This window comes from Flammeovirga aprica JL-4 (genome assembly GCF_012844305.1).
GTDB lineage: Bacteria > Bacteroidota > Bacteroidia > Cytophagales > Flammeovirgaceae > Flammeovirga > Flammeovirga aprica.
The window spans coordinates 1-20121 of sequence record NZ_JABANE010000131.1; the positions used below are offsets into that span (position 1 = coordinate 1).

At 34.8% G+C, this 20121-nt stretch carries 17 protein-coding genes; 8 read left to right on the top strand and 9 right to left on the bottom strand.

All coding sequences use genetic code 11. The features are described 5' to 3' along the window. Positions 1-120: 120 nt before the first annotated feature. Positions 121-1491, bottom strand: a complete 1371-nt coding sequence (gene ffh, locus HHU12_RS29130; protein ID WP_169660256.1) for a signal recognition particle protein — start codon at positions 1489-1491, stop codon at positions 121-123. Positions 1492-1966: 475 nt separating this feature from the next. Between ffh and HHU12_RS29135 the strand changes: the two genes are divergently transcribed. Further along, complete coding sequence (locus HHU12_RS29135; RefSeq protein ID WP_169660257.1) at positions 1967-3997, top strand: SEL1-like repeat protein; 2031 nt, start codon at positions 1967-1969, stop codon at positions 3995-3997. A gap of 127 nt (positions 3998-4124) precedes the next feature. Here HHU12_RS29135 and HHU12_RS29140 read toward each other — a convergent pair whose 3' ends face one another. Beyond that, positions 4125-5990 carry a DUF349 domain-containing protein gene (locus HHU12_RS29140; RefSeq protein ID WP_169660258.1) on the bottom strand — a complete coding sequence of 622 codons (1866 nt, stop codon included), beginning with the start codon at positions 5988-5990 and terminating at the stop codon, positions 4125-4127. A gap of 267 nt (positions 5991-6257) precedes the next feature. Here HHU12_RS29140 and HHU12_RS29145 point away from each other — a divergent pair, with 267 nt between their 5' ends. Next, the gene (locus tag HHU12_RS29145) at positions 6258-7478 is read left to right on the top strand and encodes an NADH-quinone oxidoreductase subunit D (protein WP_169660259.1); all 1221 of its coding nucleotides are present in this window, start codon (positions 6258-6260) and stop codon (positions 7476-7478) included. 22 nt (positions 7479-7500) lie between these two features. After that, positions 7501-8769, top strand: coding sequence for a glycosyltransferase family 4 protein (locus HHU12_RS29150; protein WP_169660260.1), 1269 nt, complete (start codon positions 7501-7503; stop codon positions 8767-8769). A gap of 18 nt (positions 8770-8787) precedes the next feature. Here the strand turns inward: HHU12_RS29150 and HHU12_RS29155 are convergent, their stop codons facing one another. Together HHU12_RS29155 and HHU12_RS29160 are read right to left on the bottom strand one after the other, a co-directional pair. Beyond that, the gene (locus tag HHU12_RS29155; RefSeq protein ID WP_169660261.1) at positions 8788-9525 is read right to left on the bottom strand and encodes a potassium channel family protein; all 738 of its coding nucleotides are present in this window, start codon (positions 9523-9525) and stop codon (positions 8788-8790) included. A 2-nt stretch (positions 9526-9527) separates the two neighbouring features. Beyond that, entirely contained in the window at positions 9528-11300 is a 1773-nt protein-coding gene (locus HHU12_RS29160) for a TrkH family potassium uptake protein (RefSeq protein WP_169660262.1), read from the bottom strand. 161 nt (positions 11301-11461) lie between these two features. Here HHU12_RS29160 and HHU12_RS29165 point away from each other — a divergent pair, with 161 nt between their 5' ends. Beyond that, on the top strand, positions 11462-11677 hold the full coding sequence (locus tag HHU12_RS29165) for a hypothetical protein (protein ID WP_169660263.1): 216 nt from the start codon (positions 11462-11464) through the stop codon (positions 11675-11677). A 6-nt stretch (positions 11678-11683) separates the two neighbouring features. Here HHU12_RS29165 and hemH read toward each other — a convergent pair whose 3' ends face one another. From hemH to ychF, 4 genes are all read right to left on the bottom strand, one after another. Then, positions 11684-12733: a ferrochelatase gene (gene hemH, locus HHU12_RS29170; RefSeq protein ID WP_169660264.1), complete on the bottom strand. Its 1050-nt coding sequence runs from the start codon at positions 12731-12733 to the stop codon at positions 11684-11686. A 165-nt stretch (positions 12734-12898) separates the two neighbouring features. After that, on the bottom strand, positions 12899-14104 hold the full coding sequence (locus HHU12_RS29175; RefSeq protein ID WP_169660265.1) for a hybrid sensor histidine kinase/response regulator: 1206 nt from the start codon (positions 14102-14104) through the stop codon (positions 12899-12901). An 83-nt stretch (positions 14105-14187) separates the two neighbouring features. Beyond that, positions 14188-14901 carry a glycoside hydrolase family 25 protein gene (locus tag HHU12_RS29180; protein ID WP_169660266.1) on the bottom strand — a complete coding sequence of 238 codons (714 nt, stop codon included), beginning with the start codon at positions 14899-14901 and terminating at the stop codon, positions 14188-14190. A 117-nt stretch (positions 14902-15018) separates the two neighbouring features. Further along, on the bottom strand, positions 15019-16119 hold the full coding sequence (ychF, locus tag HHU12_RS29185; protein ID WP_169660267.1) for a redox-regulated ATPase YchF: 1101 nt from the start codon (positions 16117-16119) through the stop codon (positions 15019-15021). A 257-nt stretch (positions 16120-16376) separates the two neighbouring features. On the opposite strand from ychF, the gene HHU12_RS29190 reads away from it, so the two are divergent. Together HHU12_RS29190 and HHU12_RS29195 are read left to right on the top strand one after the other, a co-directional pair. Next, positions 16377-17162, top strand: a complete 786-nt coding sequence (locus HHU12_RS29190; protein WP_169660268.1) for an O-methyltransferase — start codon at positions 16377-16379, stop codon at positions 17160-17162. Beyond that, entirely contained in the window at positions 17155-17547 is a 393-nt protein-coding gene (locus tag HHU12_RS29195) for a phosphoribosyl-AMP cyclohydrolase (RefSeq protein ID WP_169660269.1), read from the top strand. The genes HHU12_RS29190 and HHU12_RS29195 overlap by 8 nt, the downstream gene beginning before the upstream one ends. A 26-nt stretch (positions 17548-17573) precedes the next feature. Here the strand turns inward: HHU12_RS29195 and HHU12_RS29200 are convergent, their stop codons facing one another. Continuing rightward, entirely contained in the window at positions 17574-18296 is a 723-nt protein-coding gene (locus HHU12_RS29200; protein ID WP_169660270.1) for a hypothetical protein, read from the bottom strand. Between the two features lie 557 nt (positions 18297-18853). Between HHU12_RS29200 and HHU12_RS29205 the strand changes: the two genes are divergently transcribed. Together HHU12_RS29205 and HHU12_RS29210 are read left to right on the top strand one after the other, a co-directional pair. Continuing rightward, positions 18854-19459 carry a hypothetical protein gene (locus tag HHU12_RS29205; protein ID WP_169660271.1) on the top strand — a complete coding sequence of 202 codons (606 nt, stop codon included), beginning with the start codon at positions 18854-18856 and terminating at the stop codon, positions 19457-19459. Beyond that, positions 19440-19790: an MGMT family protein gene (locus HHU12_RS29210; protein ID WP_169660272.1), complete on the top strand. Its 351-nt coding sequence runs from the start codon at positions 19440-19442 to the stop codon at positions 19788-19790. Before HHU12_RS29205 ends, HHU12_RS29210 begins: the two co-directional genes overlap by 20 nt. Positions 19791-20121: the final 331 nt, after the last annotated feature.

Here is a 20121-nt window from a genome sequence, read left to right on the forward strand (position 1 = left end):
TCTTCCCTCCGAGGGGCGAAACAGCTTTCTTTCAAGCTGTCGGGATAGTTTGCATGCAGGGCAAACAAAAAACCACTCTAATTATTATTAAAGTGGTTTTCTTGTGATTGACAAAAAGAATTATCTTTTCTTACCGCCTAAACGGCTACGTAAAGATCCTTTCTTCTTCCCTTTCATTTTATTACTCATACCTGGAATTCCAGACATTTTGTTTACTTTCTTCATCATCTTACGCATTTCTTCAAATTGCTTGATCAAGTTATTTACTTGTTGCACTGAAGTACCTGAACCATTTGCTAAACGCTTCTTACGAGATTGGTTTAAGCTATCTGGGTTCATTCTTTCGTAAGGAGTCATCGACTGGATGATTGCTTCTACTGGCTTAAACGCGTCAGAATCAATTTCTTGATCTTTCACCATTTTGTTCAAACCTGGAACCATACCGATCAAATCTTTCAAATCACCCATCTTTTTGATGTGTTGGATTTGAGATAATAAGTCATTAAAATCGAATTGGTTCTTTCTTAATTTCTTATTTAATCTTCTCGCTTCTTCTTCATCGAAAGCTTGCTGAGCTCTTTCTACTAATGAAACAACGTCACCCATACCAAGGATACGCTGTGCCATACGATCTGGATAGAACTCATCTAAAGTATTTTCAAGTTTCTCACCTGTTGAGATGAATTTGATAGGCTTGTCAACTACTCTTCTAATCGAAAGGGCAGCACCACCTCTTGTATCACCATCTAACTTTGTAAGAACTACACCATCAAAATCAAGACGATCGTTGAAGGTCTTCGCAGTATTTACAGCATCTTGACCAGTCATTGAATCCACTACGAAAAGTGTTTCCGATGGGTTCAAGGCTTTTTTCACTGCTTCGATCTCCGCCATCATTTGCTCATCAACAGCTAAACGACCTGCTGTATCGACTACAACAATGCTTTTACCATTTTCTTTCGCAAATTTTACAGCGTTTTGAGCAATCTCTACTGGGTTCTTGTTTTCACGTTCTGTGTAAACGTCAACACCAATTTGCTCACCCAAAGTTTCCAACTGATCAATAGCGGCAGGTCTGTACACGTCAGCTGCAACTAATAATACTTGTTGACCTTGTTTTTTTAATCTTAATCCAAGCTTACCTGTAAAAGTAGTTTTACCAGAACCCTGTAGACCAGAGATCAAAACAGTTGCCGGGTTACCCTGAGGTGTAAAAGCGACCATCTCGCCACCCATCAACTCTGTTAATTTATCACTAACAATTTTAGTGAATAATTGACCTGGCTTTACGTCAATAAGAATGTTCTGTCCTAAAGCTTGCTCACGAATCTCATTCGTAATTTCTTTAGCTACTTTAAAGTTAACATCGGCTTCAAGTAAAGCACGACGAATCTCCTTTACAGTTGAAGCAACGTTAATTTCACTGATCGAACCTTCACCTTTAAGGTTTTTAATGGCACGATCAATCCTGTTACTAAGATTATCAAACATATATTATATGAATTCCTTGTATTAATACTATTTCTAATTAGTCTGCAAAAATAAAATTTTAAAGGATCAATTACAATAAATAAACTCCTTCAATAGTGATTATTTTGAATTAAAGTATAGCAATAATACCTCCAATTCACTAGCTCCCTTATTATTAGAGAATTACAAAAATCACCAAAAATACTACAATAGGATGATTTATACTGCAAATCAAGGTTTTAATGCATTGTTATGTATTTGATGATAAGAATACATGAACAGGACATGAATAAAAATCTCAAAAAAAATGAAAAAATATGCCCCTTACATATAAGAAAACACAATTAATCTGTGTTATAGTAGTATAAGATTTATTTTATCAATCTTAAGAATTTTGCTTGTGTATTTTGGGCCATTGAATAGTATGTCATTTTAATAAATAAAATCTTACTAACTACAATCCAAAATCCACTGAAATATCATATTCATAACTATAATGATATATACGAATAGATTATATCTGTATACTTTTGTAATTTTCTTTTCTTTCGCTTTCTATAGTTCTTTTGCTCAGGACGTGGAAGCTTTGAAGAAACAAGCTAAATTTAATAATGACCCTGAAGCTTGGTATCAATTAGGTCTAACTTATGAAGAAGGACAAATTGAAAAGAAAAATCTCAAAAAAGCATCGCAGTATTATGAAAAGGCAGTACTTCAAGGACATCCTGAGGGTGCACTACATTTAGCTAAAATTAAAGAAACTAAAGGGGAAACAACTGAGGTAATCAAACTCTATAATATTGCTGCAAAAGGCAAAAATGCTGAAGCTCATTATATTTTAGGTAAATACTATCAAAAAGGTCAAATCGTAGGAAAAGATCAAAATTTGGCAATTTACCATTTACTAAGAGCTTGGGATCAAAATTTCAAGGATGCAGATTCCATTCTAAAAGAACTAGACTTAACTTCTTACAACAACAAGGATACTGATATTTTCTATCAAAAATATTTAGGCAACAATGGCAATGCTCAATCAGAATATGCATTAGGTTTAGCCTATAAAAATGGCACTGAAGTAAAGAAAGATCTGAATAAGAGTTTTAATTTACTGTCAAAGGCAGCCGAGAAAAATCACGCTGAAGCACAATATGAATTGGCTCTTTTTTACAAGAATGGCTTAATCGGAAGAAAAGATTCTAAAAAAGCAGTAGCATTATTACTAAAATCAGCCAATAACAATAATCAAGACGCAATACAAATGCTCTCAAAAATGGACATTAAGACATTTGTCGAGCCTAATGACCTTGATTACATCCAATACAAAGCTATAGCTAAAAATGATGCAGAAGCACAGTATGAACTTTATCTGCTTTATGCGAACAAGAAAAATCCAACTGAAGCAGATCAATTGAAGAAAATTGAATACTGTCAAAGAGCTGCACTTCAAGATTATCAGCCTGCAATGCTTTCACTTGCCGACTTGTATTTTAATGGCACCCCTCCTATGCAAAAAAGCACTACTTCTGCATTTAAATGGAGACGTCAAGCGGCATACGTTGGATCTGACTCTGCTGAATATTTATTAGGCAATATGTATGCTATGGGCGAAGGTGTAGCCCAAAGTGAAGCTTCAGCCATTAAGTGGTACATGAAAGCGGCAAACCATGGTGTTTATTCTGCAAAAGTAGCCTTAAAGCAATATGACATCTCTAAATATTTAGATAAAAGTGACCTTGAATATGCTACATACCTTGCCAACCAAGGTAATTTGGAAGCTCAATTGATGCTTGGAAAATATTATTTCAAGAAAGGAACGCTTTCAGCTGTTAATTGGCTTAGCAAAGCGGCAGGACAAAATTCTGCTGAAGCTGAGTTATACTTAGGTGATATTTATAAAGATGGGAAATGTCAGACTGCACAAGACTTAACCAAGGCTGAAATTCATTACCAAAAAGCAATCGCTCTAGGAAATCAAGAGGCCTATTTACGAATGGCACAGCTATATGCTTATCAGAAAAAAAACAGTGAGGTGAATGCTACTGCAAGTCAGCCTGAAGCTATGAATTATGCAAGTCAATATATGACTAGATCGGTATCAGTTGACAGCAAAAACACAAATGCTAATCCTGAAGCTTATTTAATCATTGCTGATATCCAAAATCAGGAAAAAAATTATGTAGAAGCCATCAAACAATATGACCTTTATATTAAAAGCTTTGATGAAGCGAATGGAAACCATAAAGAGTTTATTGAGGTATTGAATAAACAAGCTATGGCTTATGCCTCAATTGATGAAGTGAGCAGTGCTTTACTTCAAATTGATATTGCTCTTGCCAAGTCTGATGATTTCAGTCAATTGAAAGGTTTTAAAGATGATTATTCAAATATAAAGGGTGGTTTATTTTATACGCAAGCCACATTGCTTTTCAAGAAAGGTGATAAATACAAAGCTTGTAATGGCTTCCAAAAGGCAAAAGCGTTAGGAATTAAAATCGAATCTAAGTACGAAGATCTCTGTATGAATTAGTAATATTTCAGAAGCAGTTAAAAATTTAAAATCGTGAGAAGTTAGTTTTATTTGTACAGTTGCTTAAAAGAAAAGGCATTCACAAAACGAATTGTGAATGCCTTTTTTTATGACTTTTTCTTAAAGATTAAGATTCCATGCTTCTGATTACTTTCAATTGATCTTTCAATTTAGCAACCTCAACTTTAGCCTCATCAATCTTCACATTGTATTCCTCTAACAACTTGTTCGCTGTTTTTGAATTAGCAAAGAATGCTAAGTTGTTTTGCCATAAAGCAATATCATCCTCTAAGTTTTTAATACGAGTTCTGATGTTTTGCTCTTGGTTTCTTAAACGGTTACCACCACCCGGAAGGTGATTGAAAACTGAAGCTAATGCTTGCAATTTACCTTTTTCGTCTAAGTCTTCTGAGTTACCTACATACTCCTCTACTACTGCTACAAATTTGTCTACAATAGCATCTTTTTCTTTACGAGGCACAAAACCAATTGCAAAGAATGCTTCTGCTTTTTCGTCTAATAACTTTTGGTCAAAAGCCGCTTTGTCAGCTACAAGTTTAGAAATCTCTAAACATACTTCTTCTTTCTTCTTTAAGTTTTCGATAAACTCTTTAGACTCTTCTTGACGCTTGTTACGTTTTCTTTCGAAGAATGCATCACAAGCTGCTTTGAATTCAGCATAAACAGAATCTCTGAATTTCTCTGGAACTGGACCGATACCTTTCCACTCTTTTTGTAAAGCGATCAATGCATCAGCAGTTGCATTCCAATCCGATGATTCTTTTAATTCTTCAGCCTTTTCAACTAAAGCTTTTTTCTTCTCTAAGTTCACAGCTCTTTGAGCTTCTAACACTTCGAAGAACTTGTTTTTATTAGCAAAGAATTGCTTAAAGTTAGCCCAGAATTGTTTGTTGATACCATTTGCCACTTCTCTTGGAACTGGACCAATAGCTTCCCATTCTTTCTGAACTTCTAATAATTTCTTTGTTTCTTCGTTCCATTCTTTGATACGATCAGTATCGAAAGTTGAGAAAGGCTCTACTTTCAAGCACAACGCCTGCTTCAATGTCATGTTCTCTTCCAACACTTTCTTGAATTCTTCAGCGTGCTTTCTCTTTTTGTCGTAGATTTTATCTGAAATCTCTTTGAAAGCATTCCAGATTGTATCTTTTTCCTCTTTTGGAACTGGACCAATGTTTCTGAACTCTTCGTGATATTGGTTTAAAGAAACAACCGCGTCATTGATATTTTCAACATCAAGAAGCTTTTGTGCTCTTTCAATTAAACCTTTTTTCGCTTTCAAGTTCTTCTGTCTATCCAACTCTTTCAATTCAAATTCAATGCTCATTTGATCATAGAATCTGTCTAAAAGAGCTCCATAAGTCTTATAGATTTCTTCAGCATTTTGTTGAGGAACCGCACCAATCGTTTTCCATTGTGCTTGCAATTCCTTCACTTTGTTCATTACTCCTTTGTCATCAGTTGTTTCGATCAACTCTTTCACTTGAGCAATGATACTACGCTTTTTCTTCAAGTTATCATCACGCATTTTTTGCATTTGCTCAAAATGTTGACGACGGCTTGTTCTAATTGTTCCGAAAGCTTCATAAAATGCTTTTGCATCAGCGTCTGCATATTCAAAACCTTCTACATCACCATTGCTAGCTTTAAATTCCTCACGAGCTTTAGCTTCTTCTTCCTTTCTTAGCGGTTCGAAAACTTCCTTGATTTGCTTCGCGATTTTCTCAGCTTTAACAACATCAGAATTACCTACTAGCTTTTGGATTTCCTTTAGAAGCTCCTCTTTCGAGTGGCTAGAGAAATCTACATCTTCTTGTAATTCTTCTTCTACTGTTTGTGAAGACTCATCATCACCCATATCAGCAACGTCATCGCCCATATCAGCGACATCGTCTAATTGTGAAACAGCGTTCTCTACTGCATTCGTTTCCTGAATTTCGTTTGCTTGAGTTTCTTCTTGTGGTGTACCCATCTTAAAAAGCGGTTAAAAGTGCATCAATATATACTACTGACCATCCAAAAAATGATAAGGATGGACCATTGGCCAAAAAATTTATCTTAAAAAAAGATATGTATTTTTCTTGGACAAAATTAAACATTTTTGCTGTTTATAATAATGATTCATTCATTTTGATCCTATTTTTACGGTTTTATTAATGGAATTAAGGAAGGTCTTCTCATTTTTCTTGAATTTTTGATGTTTATCTATCAATTTTGAAAATCTGAGGACAAACAAAATATGGAAAAAAGACAAATTCAATATCAGTTTCAAGAAGATCATTTAATCAATTCTTCAAAGAATTATTTTGATGCATCCAAATTAAAAATGGAGGAAATGGTGATCAACCTTGGCCCCCATCACCCTTCTACTCACGGAGTATTACGTCTTGAAGTTTTAACAGATGGAGAATATGTTGTAGATACAGTTCCTCACTTAGGCTACTTACACCGCTGTTTTGAAAAACACGCCGAAAACCTAAATTTCCAACAAATCATCCCTTACGTAGACCGTATGGACTATATGGCGGCAATCAACTCTGAGCATGCTTTTGCTATGGGAGTTGAAAAAATGATGGGAATTGATGAGAAAATTCCGAAACGAGTTGAGTATATTAGAGTACTAGTTGCTGAACTGAACCGTTTGGCATCTCATTTTATTGCAATCGGTACTTACGGATTGGACATTGGCGCCACTACTCCTTTCTTATGGATGATGAGAGATAGAGAACACATTCTCCGTCTATTAGAATGGATTTCAGGTGCCCGAATGCTTTACAATTACGTTTGGATTGGTGGTCTTTACTATGATCTACCTGTCGGTTTTGAAGAAAGATGTACAGAGTTTATCAATTACTTTGAACCGAAACTTCAAGAGCTAAAGGAGCTTGTTATTGATAATAAAATATTTATTGAAAGAACGGCTAACGTAGGTGTTCTTCCTTTGGATATTGCAATTAATTATGGTACTTCCGGACCTGTTTTAAGAGGTTCTGGTCTAGCACATGATTTAAGAAGAGTCGATGGTTATTCTGTTTATCCTGAATTGGATTTTGATATTCCAATAGGTGAAGGAAAAATGGGTACCGTTGGTGACTGCTGGGACAGAACATATGTGAGAGTTCTTGAATGTTGGGAGTCGTTGAAAATCATGAAACAGTGTGTGAAACAATTGACCACTGACCATAAAAGAGATAGAACTTTTGATCCTCAAGCTTTGGTTCCTAAGAAAATCAGACCGAAAGCAATGGATTTTTACAGCAGAGCAGAAAATCCGAAAGGAGAACTTGGATTTTTCTTTAGAACTAATGGTAAATCTGATATTCCTGAACGTTTAAAAGTAAGAGCTTGTTCTTTCTGTAATTTATCAGTATTGCCTGAGATTTCAAGAGGAGTTTTATTATCAGATTTGATTGCGATAATTGGCTCAATTGATGTAGTAATGGGAGAAGTAGACCGTTAATTCTGGTTATTTCGAGAAGAGAATGATATTAAAGTCCAATAAATTTAAAAATATCAACGAATATATTAGTAATAATACAGATTTGAATATTTGTATTATCACGCATTGCTATCCGCCAGATTTTGGAGCAGCACCTCATCAGTATGCTCATATGGCTGAAAGTTTTCGTTCTATTGGACATAATGTAACAGTTCTCACTTCACATCCATATTACCCCACTGGAAAGCTCAGTTATAGAGATTTCTTCAAATTAAGAAGGCATGTCAATATCAATAATGTTGATGTTTACAGACATTGGCTTATCCCTTCACAAAAAAACAGTGCGTTCTTTCGACTTCTGAGCATGGTAACAATGCTTTTAAGTATGTTGACTTCAATTTCACTACTTAGAAAAAGAAAGATCGATGTCGTAATCGTACAAACACCTCCTATCACTTTACCGCTATTAGGTATTTTACTCAAAAGGTTACAAAATATAAAGCTTGTCTTAAATGTTTCTGATCTATGGCCTCAAGCTATGGTAGATTTAGGAAGCATTAAAACAGGTTCTTTTGCTTATAAAATACTTCACAGACTGGAAAAGTTCTATTACAATAAAGCTGATTTCATCATTACACAATCTGATGAAACAAAGAACTATATTCAAAATTTAGGATACAAAGATGTTTTTCTATATAGGATTGGAGCTGATATTAATGTTTTCTATCCAAGAAAAAATGCCAACAGAAATGGGAAGCTTAAAATCGTATACACAGGAGTTTTAGGTGTTGCTCATGGCATTTTTGATCTTATAAAGACGGTTCCTTTTGATGCTCTTGATTGCGAATTGCATATTTATGGCGATGGTATTGAAGAACGTAAAATCAGAAATTACATTATTAGCAAATCGCTTAAAAATGTAATTCTTCATCCTAAAGTATTTTATAAAGAGATTCCAGAAGTTGTAAAAAAATATGACGTAGCCTTAATTTCTCAAAAGAAATATGTGAAAGGCACTTTGCCTGCTAAGTTATATGAGAGCTTGAGTTTGGGAATGCCTGTACTTTTCCATGGACAAGGAGAAGGTGAATTATTAGTCACGAAACATCAATGTGGCTTCACATCAAGACCTGACAACCTAGAACAATTCATCAAAAATATTAAAGCATTACAACGCTTATCTGATAAAGAACATCAACAACTTTCTGTAAGATCAAGAAAAGCAGCTGTTAATAATTATGATAGAGATTTACAGTTTTCAACATTTTATGAAGCATTGAAAACTGTAACTGAATCATTAATTTACGTATAAGCAGTTATTAAATCCCTCCTATTGACCCACTAAATCTGTCACCTGTTTTAGTCTTTCTTTAGCACCTGCTAAAACTAAAGTGTGATTCTCATGCAAACTAATATCTCTAAAATCTTGGATATAGACTTTTTCCTTCAACTCTTCTTCCTTTTGATGAACGGATTGAGAATTTTCTTTAAGACAAATGACCGAAACATGGTAATTATCCCTAAACTTTAATGAGCGTATACTTTTTCCAAGGAAAACTTTAGGAACATCTAATTCCACTATGAAGACTCCTGGAGCTACTTCATCCATTGCTTTCACCTGCTTGTTCATGAGCTCTAATGCAAACCTTTTCCCTTCTTGCTTCTCAGGAAATATCACACTCGAAATTCCCATTTTACCCAACACCTTGGCGTGCATATCACGCGTTGCTCTAGCAAAGATTTCATGAACACCTATCTCTTTTAAGGCTTCAATAGCTAGTAGTTTAGTTTCAAAGTTTTTACCGTGAGAGAGAATTACAGTATCAGTTGGTTTAATGTGCTTCTTCAGAGCCAATGGGTTAGTAGTATCCGTTTCGTAAAGGTATTCAAAGCCCATTTCTCTCAACCTCTTCAGCGTAATAAAACTATCTTTTGATTCTCTTACTGATTCAAAATCATTATGCAGAATGATGAGCACATCTTCCTCACTATTTCTTAATGTGCGGGCAACTTCAATACCGAAGGCTCCCATACCAATTAACACAAATCGTTTTTCAATCTTTTTCATTTTTAACCAACTAAAATTGATGTTTCAGGATAACGATATTTAAAGTTATCGTGATTTTCTCCTAATAATGAGACTAATGTAAATAAACCTATTTTCCCCGAAAACATAATAACAGCAATCAACAGTTTCCCGGCTACTGAAAGATCTGCGGTAATTCCTCTGGAAAGACCGGCGGTTCCCATAGCTGAGAAAAATTCAAAGAAAAGATCCTCGGTCTCTAAGGATGGCTCTATGATCACTAAAAAAAACAAACCAAAAAAGGAAAGTAATATTGACATCATAAAAACAATTACTGCTCTTCTTATCGATGATTCTTCTATTGTATTCCAGCCAATATGCACATGATTATGTCCTGTGATCTGAGCTCTTAAATATTTTAATAGTATATATGCTGTTGTTACTTTTATTCCACCCGCTGTAGAGTTAGGGGCTCCGCCAATATACATCAGCATTATCATCATCATTATACTTCCGACAGAGAGATCTGCAATCTCTACTACTGAAAAACCTGCTGTACGACAAGTGATACTTGTAAAGAGTACTTGAAAGATAGAGTCTGAAGCATCTTGACTATTCCACAATTTAAAATCAGTGATATATAAACCCACAGCTCCAAAAAGAATCAAAAAGAGGGTAACATTAATAGAGATTCGGGATTGAAGACAAAGATTCTTTTTATATTTTTCTTTCCTTTTGAAGACTTGACTATATGTTTTGAAACCAATTCCACCTACAACAATCAGCAACATAATTATGGTACCTGAAAACCAGTCTGTAGAAAAAGCCTCACCTTGCAAGCCATTTGGAAAATTGGAGAACCCTGCGTTACAGAATGCCGATATGGAATGAAATATTGATACAAATATTCTATCAGAAGTGGAAAGTCCTAAATCCCCCCAAGCTAAATAAAGTGCTACTGCACCAAAAAATTCTATAGTAAATGTGATGTAGAAGATTTTCTTCAAAATGACAGCAGAAGAGCTTATGCTATCTGATTCTACCATATCTTGAATAATAAATTCCTCTCTAATTTTCACTCCTTTCTGAATCGTCAGTGCGATAAAAGTCGTCAAAGTCACGATTCCTAGACCACCAATCTGGAAGAGAAACATTAAAATGACCTGACCTTTGAATGTAAAAACTTCACTGATATTAAAGGGGGCCAACCCTGTTACACATACTGCAGAAGTGGAGGTAAACAATGCGTCTACCCAATTAATGGGTTGTATAGTTGCTTCAGGCAACATCAATAAACCTGTTCCCATTGCAATAATAAACAAAAGGGAACCAACAATCATGGAAGTACTGTTGGCGGTAAAGAAAAGCCATGTGGAGCGGTTATTGGCCAATGAATCCAAGCTTGCTACGATCATGATGACTTGCACCACCACAATGTAGGTTGCCCACCCCCAATGTTCGCCATCTTCTTGGTAGCCTTCCATGAAAAAAGCTCTTACAATAATCAGGGCAAGAATAGAAACGATAAAGAGAAGGTTTACAATGTTCTCTTTTACGAATACTTTTTTGTCCTTTAAAAAGAAGAGTTTAATGATAATTACGATGGCATAAGTAGTCGCTATCCATCTATCGTATTTCACCACCTCAACCAATTCGGTATTACTCAAGCTAAACCCTTGAGTATAAATCAGTGTAGATAATGCGGATATACCTAACATCAATTCAACCACAGAGAGGTGTTCTTCTAGCCAATCCTGTAGGTTGCTGATCCACACATTTCTTTGTTCGATGACGACTTTATAGATTGTTAATATCAATTTTAACAACCTTATTTTCTGCTTATCAGGCATTTATTAGGTCTTCTTAGAGAATTTTAACTGTCTATTCACTAAATATAATTGTCTTCATTAAACAGCGTTCAAAAAAACAACGTATAAATTCAAGATTAACAAAAAAAATTCACAAATCCCTAATTATTATGACACAGTTAATAGTATCAGTAAAAGATGATAAAAATGCTTTAATTATTAAAGAATTATTAAAAGACTTATCTTTTATTGATAAAATTCAAGAAATCAACGAAGTAGAAGAAAACCTTTCCTCAGAAGAGCAATTAGAAAATGTCAAAAAACACATTTTAGCCCTTAAATCACAGCACAAAGATATTTCTGTAAAAGTGGATTGGAAAGGTTAATATTCCCTAATCGAACAACTCAGGAACATGTGCTTCATTTCCTTTAACTAAATCTTCAAGACACTTTATCCACATTGGGTGATCATTCAGGCTTTCTACTAATTGCCAATGTTCTCCACCATTTTCCTCAAAAATTTCTTTATATTCTTCCCCAACCTCAACTGTTGTTTCTAAACAGTCCGCTACGAATGCTGGCGAGAAAGCAAGAACACTTTTCTTTCCTTTTTTGGTTAAATCAATAATTGTGTCTTCAGTGTAGGGCTGGATCCATGGATCTTTTCCTAATCTGGATTGGAAACAAACACTGTATTTATCATCTGGAAGACCTAATTCCTTCGCTATCAAATCTGCTGTTTCAAAACAAGCTGAACGGTAGCAGAAGGTATTTTTACGATAGCCTTTACGGTTACACGTTCCTCCCTCACCTCTTAGTTTACAACAAGTATTGATATCTGCTTTGATAATTTGACGCTCTGGAAGTCCGTGAAAACTAAATATTACGTGATCGTAATCATGTGAACGTAGGTATTTATTTCCAATATCTGCAAAAGTCTTGATATACAACGGATGACGGTGATAATGCTGTACATAACTCACGTCAGGAATCACTTGCCAATTGCGTGTCAGCTCCATTACTTTTTGGGCTACAGAACCTGTAGTAGCAGAAGCATACTGAGGGAATAATGGCACTACAACGATTTCAGAAATATCTTGTTTTTTCAGTTCATTAAGTGCACTTTCAATAGAAGGATTCTGGTATCTCATTCCTAATGCAACGTGATAGCCTTCTCCTAATTTCTCCTGTAGTAGTTTTTTACATTCAATACCATAAAAAAGTAATGGTGAACCATTTTCAGTCCATACTTTTTTGTATTCTTTAGCTGATTTTGGAGCTCTAAAAGGAGCGATAATTAGGTTCACTAATGGCCATCTTTTGTAGAAGGGAATATCAATTACCCTTTCATCCATTAGAAACTCTCTTAAGTATTTTCTTACATCACCTGTGTTATTGCTGTCAGGTGTTCCCAAATTGACTAGTAATACCCCTTTTTTCATTTGTAGTTATGTATATCATCAATATTAAAAAAATGATGATGGGTTGATATCAAAGTATCAGGTGTATATCGTTTTGATACTTATAAAAAATGAATCTTTACTAAATATAGTTATTCAGTAAAGATTCTCGTGCATATTGATTAACCGATATGGAGGATGAAAGTTTTAATTTTCATCTACTTTTTTGAAAGTGACTATAAAATCAGCTCCTTCTCCATAAGTGGATTCGCATGTAACTGTTCCATTCATGTCTTCTACCATTTTCTTTACAATAGAAAGACCTAAACCAGTACTGTGCTCACCTCCTGTCGGCCTAGCAGATAACTTCTGGAATCTGCCGAATAATTTTTTCTTGTCATTTTCATTCAAACCTGGTCCTTCATCCTTAATGTGGATTTCCAAATTATCTTCTACTTCTTGAATGAAAACATTTATCTCTTTTCCTTTTGGACTAAATTTCACTGCATTAGAAACTAAATTCTGCAATACTTGTCCAAAATAAGTTTCATCTACGTTTGCATACAGTGATTCCCCTGCCTCAACATTGATGGTGATGTTTTTCTTTTGAGCTGTTAACTCAAAACGCTCCACACCCTCTTTCACAAGTCTGGAAATATCCATTGGCTGAATCGCCAAATTTGAGGTCTGTGATTCTAAAGCATTAAGATCTAGTATCTGAGTGATCAGTTCTTCTTGCTTTTTGATCGAATCCTGAATCATAGAAATATACTCCTTCTGCTCAGAACTGAAAGTTTCCATATCGAACTTCATCAACTCAATCAATCCATCAATCTGACTTAATGGACTTTTCAGGTCATGTGCTACGATACCGATCAAGTGGTTTTTCTCACCATCCAACTCAATCAATTCCTCGTTCTGAACTTGTAAAGCTTTGGTTCTGCTTTTCACTTTTTCTTCCAATTTCTCATTGGCTTCCTGAAGTGAGAAGAATAACCTTCTATTTTCAACTTTAAGATTGTAGGCTTCAATGGCATTATCAATCGTCACCATCAATTCATCTCTGTTCCAAGGTTTTGTGATGTATCGATACACCTCACCTTTACTGATGGCATTGATTATATCTTGAACATCGCTATAGCCGGTCAAGACAATACGCATGATATCAGGGTACAACTCTCTGACTTTCTCAAAAAGCTCCACACCTGTCATTTTAGGCATACGCTGATCTGAAATGACTACACTTATTTTCTGATGTTCTTCTTGTAGGATTTCTAAGGCTTCATCCCCACTGTTGGCTATCAACACATTGTATACCTTTCTGAATCCAGCTCTAAAAGAAACTAAATTTTGTTGTTCATCATCTACATAGAGTACTGTTGGTTTACTCTTTTTCGTTTGAACACTATCCATATAAATAAATTCTATCTTTTTCGCTTAGGTGCCAAAATTACAAAGTAAATAGATGTAAATCGAATAAATTATATTTTTTTTACTTATCTAGATCCAACTTTTGGCAATGACTTCGGGATATGAATTTTCAAATCATTGACATTGTACTTTCCCGGAATGCACATTCGTTGCAAATCTTCTATCGTACCATAGAATACATTGAGATCCACGTCTCCATCAATTCCTCTTGAATTTCCTTTATCAGTATATTGCCACATACTCCATTCTTTCCTTTCGTCTTGCAAGTTGGGCTTGAAAACTTTCCCGTATGCTGCAATCCAAATGGGGTACTTATCAAATGCTTTCCGATTGTAAAAAACATCATGATAAAAGGAATAGTTGGTATATATGATAGGACGGATACCGTATTTCTTCTCAATCAGGTTTAACCAAATACTTGCATTTTCCCTTATGGTCTGAATGGAGACACCATCAAATGTTTCAATATCCAAAACAGGTGGTAAATCTCCTTTATCCAGCTTCACATGCTGTGCAAACCAATTGGCTTGTGCATAAGGGTCAATTTTTGGTCTAAAAAAATGATAAGCTGACTTTATGATCTCCTCTTCATGTGCTGACTTCCAATTTTCATCAAAATGATGATCCTTCAAGTGTTTCCCTTCTGTTGCTTTAATAAAGACAAAAGAAAAACCATCCTTGACAACTTCTTTAAAGTCGACACTTTTCTGATAGTGGGAAACATCTATTCCATGAACACTGTAACCTGGTCTTTTCCTAAATGTCAGATTAAAAAACACACAAACTAGTAGTGCGAGGACAACACAAAAGAGATATAAAAACTTTTTCACTTTAGACAAAACAAAACCCACTATCAGAACGGCATTCCGATAGTGGGTCAAGTCATTTTTTATTTATTATACATTGAATCTGAAGTGCATTACATCTCCATCTTCAACAATATATTCTTTACCTTCCACTTGTAATTTACCTGCTTCTTTACAAGCTAATTCTGATTTATGCTCAACATAATCAGCATAGTGAATTACCTCTGCACGGATAAAACCTTTCTCAAAGTCAGTGTGAATTACACCTGCTGCTTGAGGGGCTTTCCATCCTTTACGGATAGTCCATGCTCTCACTTCTTTCTCACCTGCAGTGAAGTAAGTGATCAAGTCTAACAATGCATAAGAAGCTCTGATTAAACGATCTAAACCAGATTCAGTTAAACCATACTCCTCTAAGAACATTGCTTTTTCGTCTTCATCATCCAAACCAGCAATTTGCTCTTCGATAGCCGCACAAACTTTGATCAATTGAGCATTTTCTTTCTCAGCAATTGCTCTCATGTTATTCACTAACTCATTGTCTTCGTGAATTCCTTCTTCATCAACGTTTGCTAGGTAAATCACAGGCTTAGCAGTCAATAGCATTAAATCTGATACTACTTCCCACTCTTCTTCTGTCGCATCGATAGAACGAGCATTCTCACCACTTTCTAAATGAGCTTGGAACTTCTCTAATGCCGCAACGATTTTTTTCGCCTCAGCATTACCCGTCTTCGCCATTTTAGTATTTTTCTGTAATTTCTTTTCTACAGACTCCAAGTCTTTCAACTGAAGCTCCATATCAATTACAGCCTTATCCTCTTCTGGGTCTACTTTACCAGCAACGTGAACAATATTTGGATCATCAAAGCATCTTACTACGTGGATAATAGCATCTACTTCACGGATATTGGCCAAGAACTTATTTCCTAAACCTTCACCCTTACTTGCTCCCTTTACCAAACCTGCAATATCAACGAACTCAATTACAGTAGGTAATGTTTTTTGAGGATTCACCAACTCTTCAAGAACCTTGATTCTTGGGTCTGGAACCACTACAACACCTACGTTAGGGTCAATTGTACAGAATGGAAAGTTTGCTGACTCAGCATTTTCAGCGCTTGTTAAAGCATTAAATAACGTTGATTTTCCTACGTTTGGTAAACCAACAATACCACATTTTAATCCCATGGATCTATATCTTATTTCAGAAGATTAATTCTTTGTCTAAATTTGCATGCCAAATAGCATGAATTCCGCGCAAAGATAATGTAAACTGTGGAATATTTAACTATAAGTCCTCTATCAAAATTATCTAATACTATTTATTATGATTATTTTGCGATTACTTCCTCGAAAAACTTTTAAATATTATCATTCATTATATGACATGAGTTTTTATTCAATATTTAGAAGTGATTTTGGGTGAGGACTTAACTGACAGGTATATGCAAGTTTTAGACTTTATAAAATATAAATTTATAGCAGGCAACGCTCACGGTTTGCACTCCCCTTTTGTATATGAACTTTATACTCAGGTGATTGCACCCGAAAAAAGGTATTACATTTTTGATAAAATTGAAGATATCAGAAAAGAATTACTAGAGAACAAGAAAAGTATTGAGGTGGAAGATTTGGGAGCGGGCTCTAAAGTCAATAAGCAGAAGAACCGCAAAATTTCCAAAATAGCCTCTTCTTCATTATGTTCTCCTAGAGAGGGTGCCTTGTTGTTTGAATTGATTGGAAAATACAAATACAAAAAAGTTTTAGAGCTGGGAACTTCTTTTGGAATTTCCACTTTGTATTTATCCACGTACAGCAAAGATATTCAGACTATTACAATTGAAGGAAGTGAAACGATTGCCAATATTGCGAAAGAGAATTTCAAGAAAATCAAAAACGTAAATATTGAATTGATTCAAGGTAATATTGACCATCAACTTCCTACTGCTTTGAAAAAATTTGGCACTGTAGACGTAGTGTATTTTGATGCGAATCATAAGTACAAGCCTACGATGAAATATTTTGAACAGTGCCTTCCTTATATTCATGAAAACACTCTTTTCATCTTCGATGATATTTACTGGTCAAAGGGCATGAAAAAAGCGTGGAGCGAGATCTGCAAACATCCAAGCGTTGGCATTTCGGTTGATTTATATGATATGGGACTTATTTTTTTCAGGCAGAAACAACCCAAGCAATTTTTTACATTACAAAATAAACCAAATGAATAAAAAAGTTTTAGAAGAAGGCAACGTCATTGATATTCAGTTTGAAAAAAGAGGCGGTTTTGTCCCTGTGATTGTTCAGGAAGTGGAAAATATGGAAATCTTGATGCAAGGATGGACTAATGAACTGGCACTTCAAAAAACATTAGAATTAGGTAAAGCTACTTTTTGGAGCACTTCAAGAGATGAACTTTGGACAAAAGGGCTGACTTCTGGCGATTACTTAGAAATTGTTGAAATTTTGACTGATTGCGATCAGGATGTTCTTCTTTATAAAGTAAAAATGGTAGGCAATGGCGCTTGTCACACAAAAAATAGTGAAGGAATTACACGTAAATCTTGTTTTTACAGAAAAATTGAGAAGGATCAATTGACAAATCTTGATAAATAGTAATGAAAGGAGAATTAATGGGTGCATTAATTCTCTTTTCTTGGACTTGCCAATTTACCATAAGACAATGGTATAAAGCAGGAGAAATTAACTGACATTGCTTGATCATTTCCCTTAACTGTACCCAATTCTGAAACATTATCAAGATAATCCGTCAGCGGATTCACAAATGTGGTACTCAAACCGAAACCGAAGTTATTCTTAAAGTAGTAAGTCATCCCTATCCTAGTTGGTAATGACATGGCAAAGTTGGTGTACGTTTCATTTTTATTTCTTGTCTCGAAAATACCTTCCTTTTCATCCCTTATATTTTCAATCAATTCATCTCCATTCTCATCCAAAGGATTAAAATAAAATACCCCTAAACCTTGAGTTACATATAATTTGAAACGCTTTTTGTTGATGATATTGAACATCACGGAGAAACTTGTATTCAGGGTGTGCGACTGAAAAAAGTAATTAGGAAAAGGCGGTTCTAAAGGAGGCAAAGTATTAGGATCTCTCAATTGCTGTCCTTGAAGATACAGATAACTTACATCTAATTTTAAATTCAATCGCTTCTGTGCTCTAAAAATCACCCCCGCATTAAATCCTCCGTTTACTTTTGAAAAGTTGGGAGAAAGATCTCCTTTATACGAACCTAATGCTACGCCCACTTCCAAAACTGTTTTGGGTTTTGTGGGTAATTTTTCTTGACTGAAAGAATGATAAGAGTAAATAAAAAAAGTAAATAGTATGAGGTATTTCATAATCAATGTTTTCTTGCCCATTCGACAAATTTACGAATCTTCTCGTCAGATAGAATTTTATCCTTGGTATTAAAGTTCCTTCCCAATTCTTTTTCTGAATACGATCGATGTATAAAGTTATGGCATTTTCTACAAATATTAATGCCACTGTAGATCATTTCGTCTTTTGTGAAATTTTTCTTGAACCATTTGTTTTTGTGTGTGCTTTTGGGAATAAGATGATGGAAGGTCAATTCCCCCTTTTTCTCACACATTTCACAGATTCCCACTGTATTAGCCTTTGGCATATTAAAATTAAGAATGTGTATGATAAAAAGATGAATATAATGGTCAAATTTTTGATTGTAAACTTAAACGATTACTTTTTTAATATTATTGGAATAAGTCCATAATGAAAATAGTTTATCATTTATATTGTTGGAATAAATGTCTTTATTAAAACTTTAAATAGTTCAATTATCAGATTACTAAGTGTACTTGACAAAATAGGCCTTTATCCTGCGCTCAAATTAAATTCATTTATGTACTTGGTCGGAATGATACAATATTTTTTACATATGAAACTAAAAATCACATTTAATCTAATTTTCTTAATTCTGCCCTTCATCAGCACTGCTCAAGGTTTAAAAAATAAAGATCACGTCATTGAACAATTTATGTTGAACCCAAGAGACACTGTGATGTGGGAGTGTTACATGGGGAAATCATGGAATGCAATGAATATTTTTGAAAAAGAACAATGCGTTGAACTTTCAAAACGATACAGCGAAAATCTAAAGAAGAAATTAACGGAACAAAAAATTTCTTTCGATGAAATCAAAACCAGATCTTTTGATTCAGAAGTTGATTCTATTGAGGCTTTAGCTACGAAAATCTTAACCAATGACCTTTTAAAGGAAGAAAAAGAATTAGAACAGACTGCAAAGCTAGCAGCAGAAGCAAGTGTTGCAGAGTTGAAATCCCTTTCACAAAACACGAAAAAGAACCTCTTATTGATCGAAGAAATCTTGAAGAGTAAAACATCTGAACTCAATATAGAGTATCAGGGTATTAACTCTGAAAATGGAGAAGAGGTCTTATCTTGGATAAAAATGTATGGACAGAAAATCTATACAGAAACCTATAAACAAATCATTGACAGCAATGCCCCACAAAGAGAATAACGATAAATCTTCATTTTTTAAAGACGTTTGGGAAGTTGTCAAACTCATTCCTTCTGGACGAGTCACTTCTTATGGTGCTATCGGAGCTTACTTAGGAAGAAAAGGAAGTGCTAGAATGGTGGGTTGGGCCATGAACGCTTCGCATGGTGATGATTCAGTCCCTGCCCATAGAGTAGTGAATAAACAAGGGTTGCTTACCGGCAAACATCACTTTGATGTAAAGAACCCAATGCAGGTACGACTGGAAGAAGAAGGAATTGTAGTGATCGATAACCAAATTCAAAATATGGATCAGATTTTTTGGGATCCTTCCATTGAACTTGCATTATAAGAGCATGTTTGAAACATCTCTAATAGAAAAGCCTCTCTAATTTTTTAATGAATTAGAGAGGCTTTTTATTATTTAATTATAGGTATCTAAACTTAGATCGCCCTAAATAGTAAAACGTACTTCTGTTACGGTTAACTGATTTACATTAGTGTAAAAGTAACCAAACAACCAGATGTATTATGATCAATTTTGAAGGTTTTGACGATAGAACATTTTATTCAACATTTCAAAAAGAAGAAGATTGTCTTGAATATTTATCGACACTAAAGTGGAGTGATCATTACAAATGTAGGAAATGTGAACATACAAAATATATGAAAGGTAAAAAGTT

Bases quoted from the DNA above. Each gene is read 5' to 3' on its own strand.
- ffh (WP_169660256.1), bottom strand. From the start codon at position 1,491: ATGTTTGATAATCTTAGTAACAGGATTGATCGTGCCATTAAAAACCTT.
- HHU12_RS29135 (WP_169660257.1), top strand. From the start codon at position 1,967: ATGATATATACGAATAGATTATATCTGTATACTTTTGTAATTTTCTTT.
- HHU12_RS29140 (WP_169660258.1), bottom strand. From the start codon at position 5,990: ATGGGTACACCACAAGAAGAAACTCAAGCAAACGAAATTCAGGAAACG.
- HHU12_RS29145 (WP_169660259.1), top strand. From the start codon at position 6,258: ATGGAAAAAAGACAAATTCAATATCAGTTTCAAGAAGATCATTTAATC.
- HHU12_RS29150 (WP_169660260.1), top strand. From the start codon at position 7,501: ATGATATTAAAGTCCAATAAATTTAAAAATATCAACGAATATATTAGT.
- HHU12_RS29155 (WP_169660261.1), bottom strand. From the start codon at position 9,525: ATGAAAAAGATTGAAAAACGATTTGTGTTAATTGGTATGGGAGCCTTC.
- HHU12_RS29165 (WP_169660263.1), top strand. From the start codon at position 11,462: ATGACACAGTTAATAGTATCAGTAAAAGATGATAAAAATGCTTTAATT.
- hemH (WP_169660264.1), bottom strand. From the start codon at position 12,733: ATGAAAAAAGGGGTATTACTAGTCAATTTGGGAACACCTGACAGCAAT.
- HHU12_RS29175 (WP_169660265.1), bottom strand. From the start codon at position 14,104: ATGGATAGTGTTCAAACGAAAAAGAGTAAACCAACAGTACTCTATGTA.
- ychF (WP_169660267.1), bottom strand. From the start codon at position 16,119: ATGGGATTAAAATGTGGTATTGTTGGTTTACCAAACGTAGGAAAATCA.
- HHU12_RS29190 (WP_169660268.1), top strand. From the start codon at position 16,377: ATGCAAGTTTTAGACTTTATAAAATATAAATTTATAGCAGGCAACGCT.
- HHU12_RS29195 (WP_169660269.1), top strand. From the start codon at position 17,155: ATGAATAAAAAAGTTTTAGAAGAAGGCAACGTCATTGATATTCAGTTT.
- HHU12_RS29200 (WP_169660270.1), bottom strand. From the start codon at position 18,296: ATGAAATACCTCATACTATTTACTTTTTTTATTTACTCTTATCATTCT.
- HHU12_RS29205 (WP_169660271.1), top strand. From the start codon at position 18,854: ATGAAACTAAAAATCACATTTAATCTAATTTTCTTAATTCTGCCCTTC.
- HHU12_RS29210 (WP_169660272.1), top strand. From the start codon at position 19,440: ATGCCCCACAAAGAGAATAACGATAAATCTTCATTTTTTAAAGACGTT.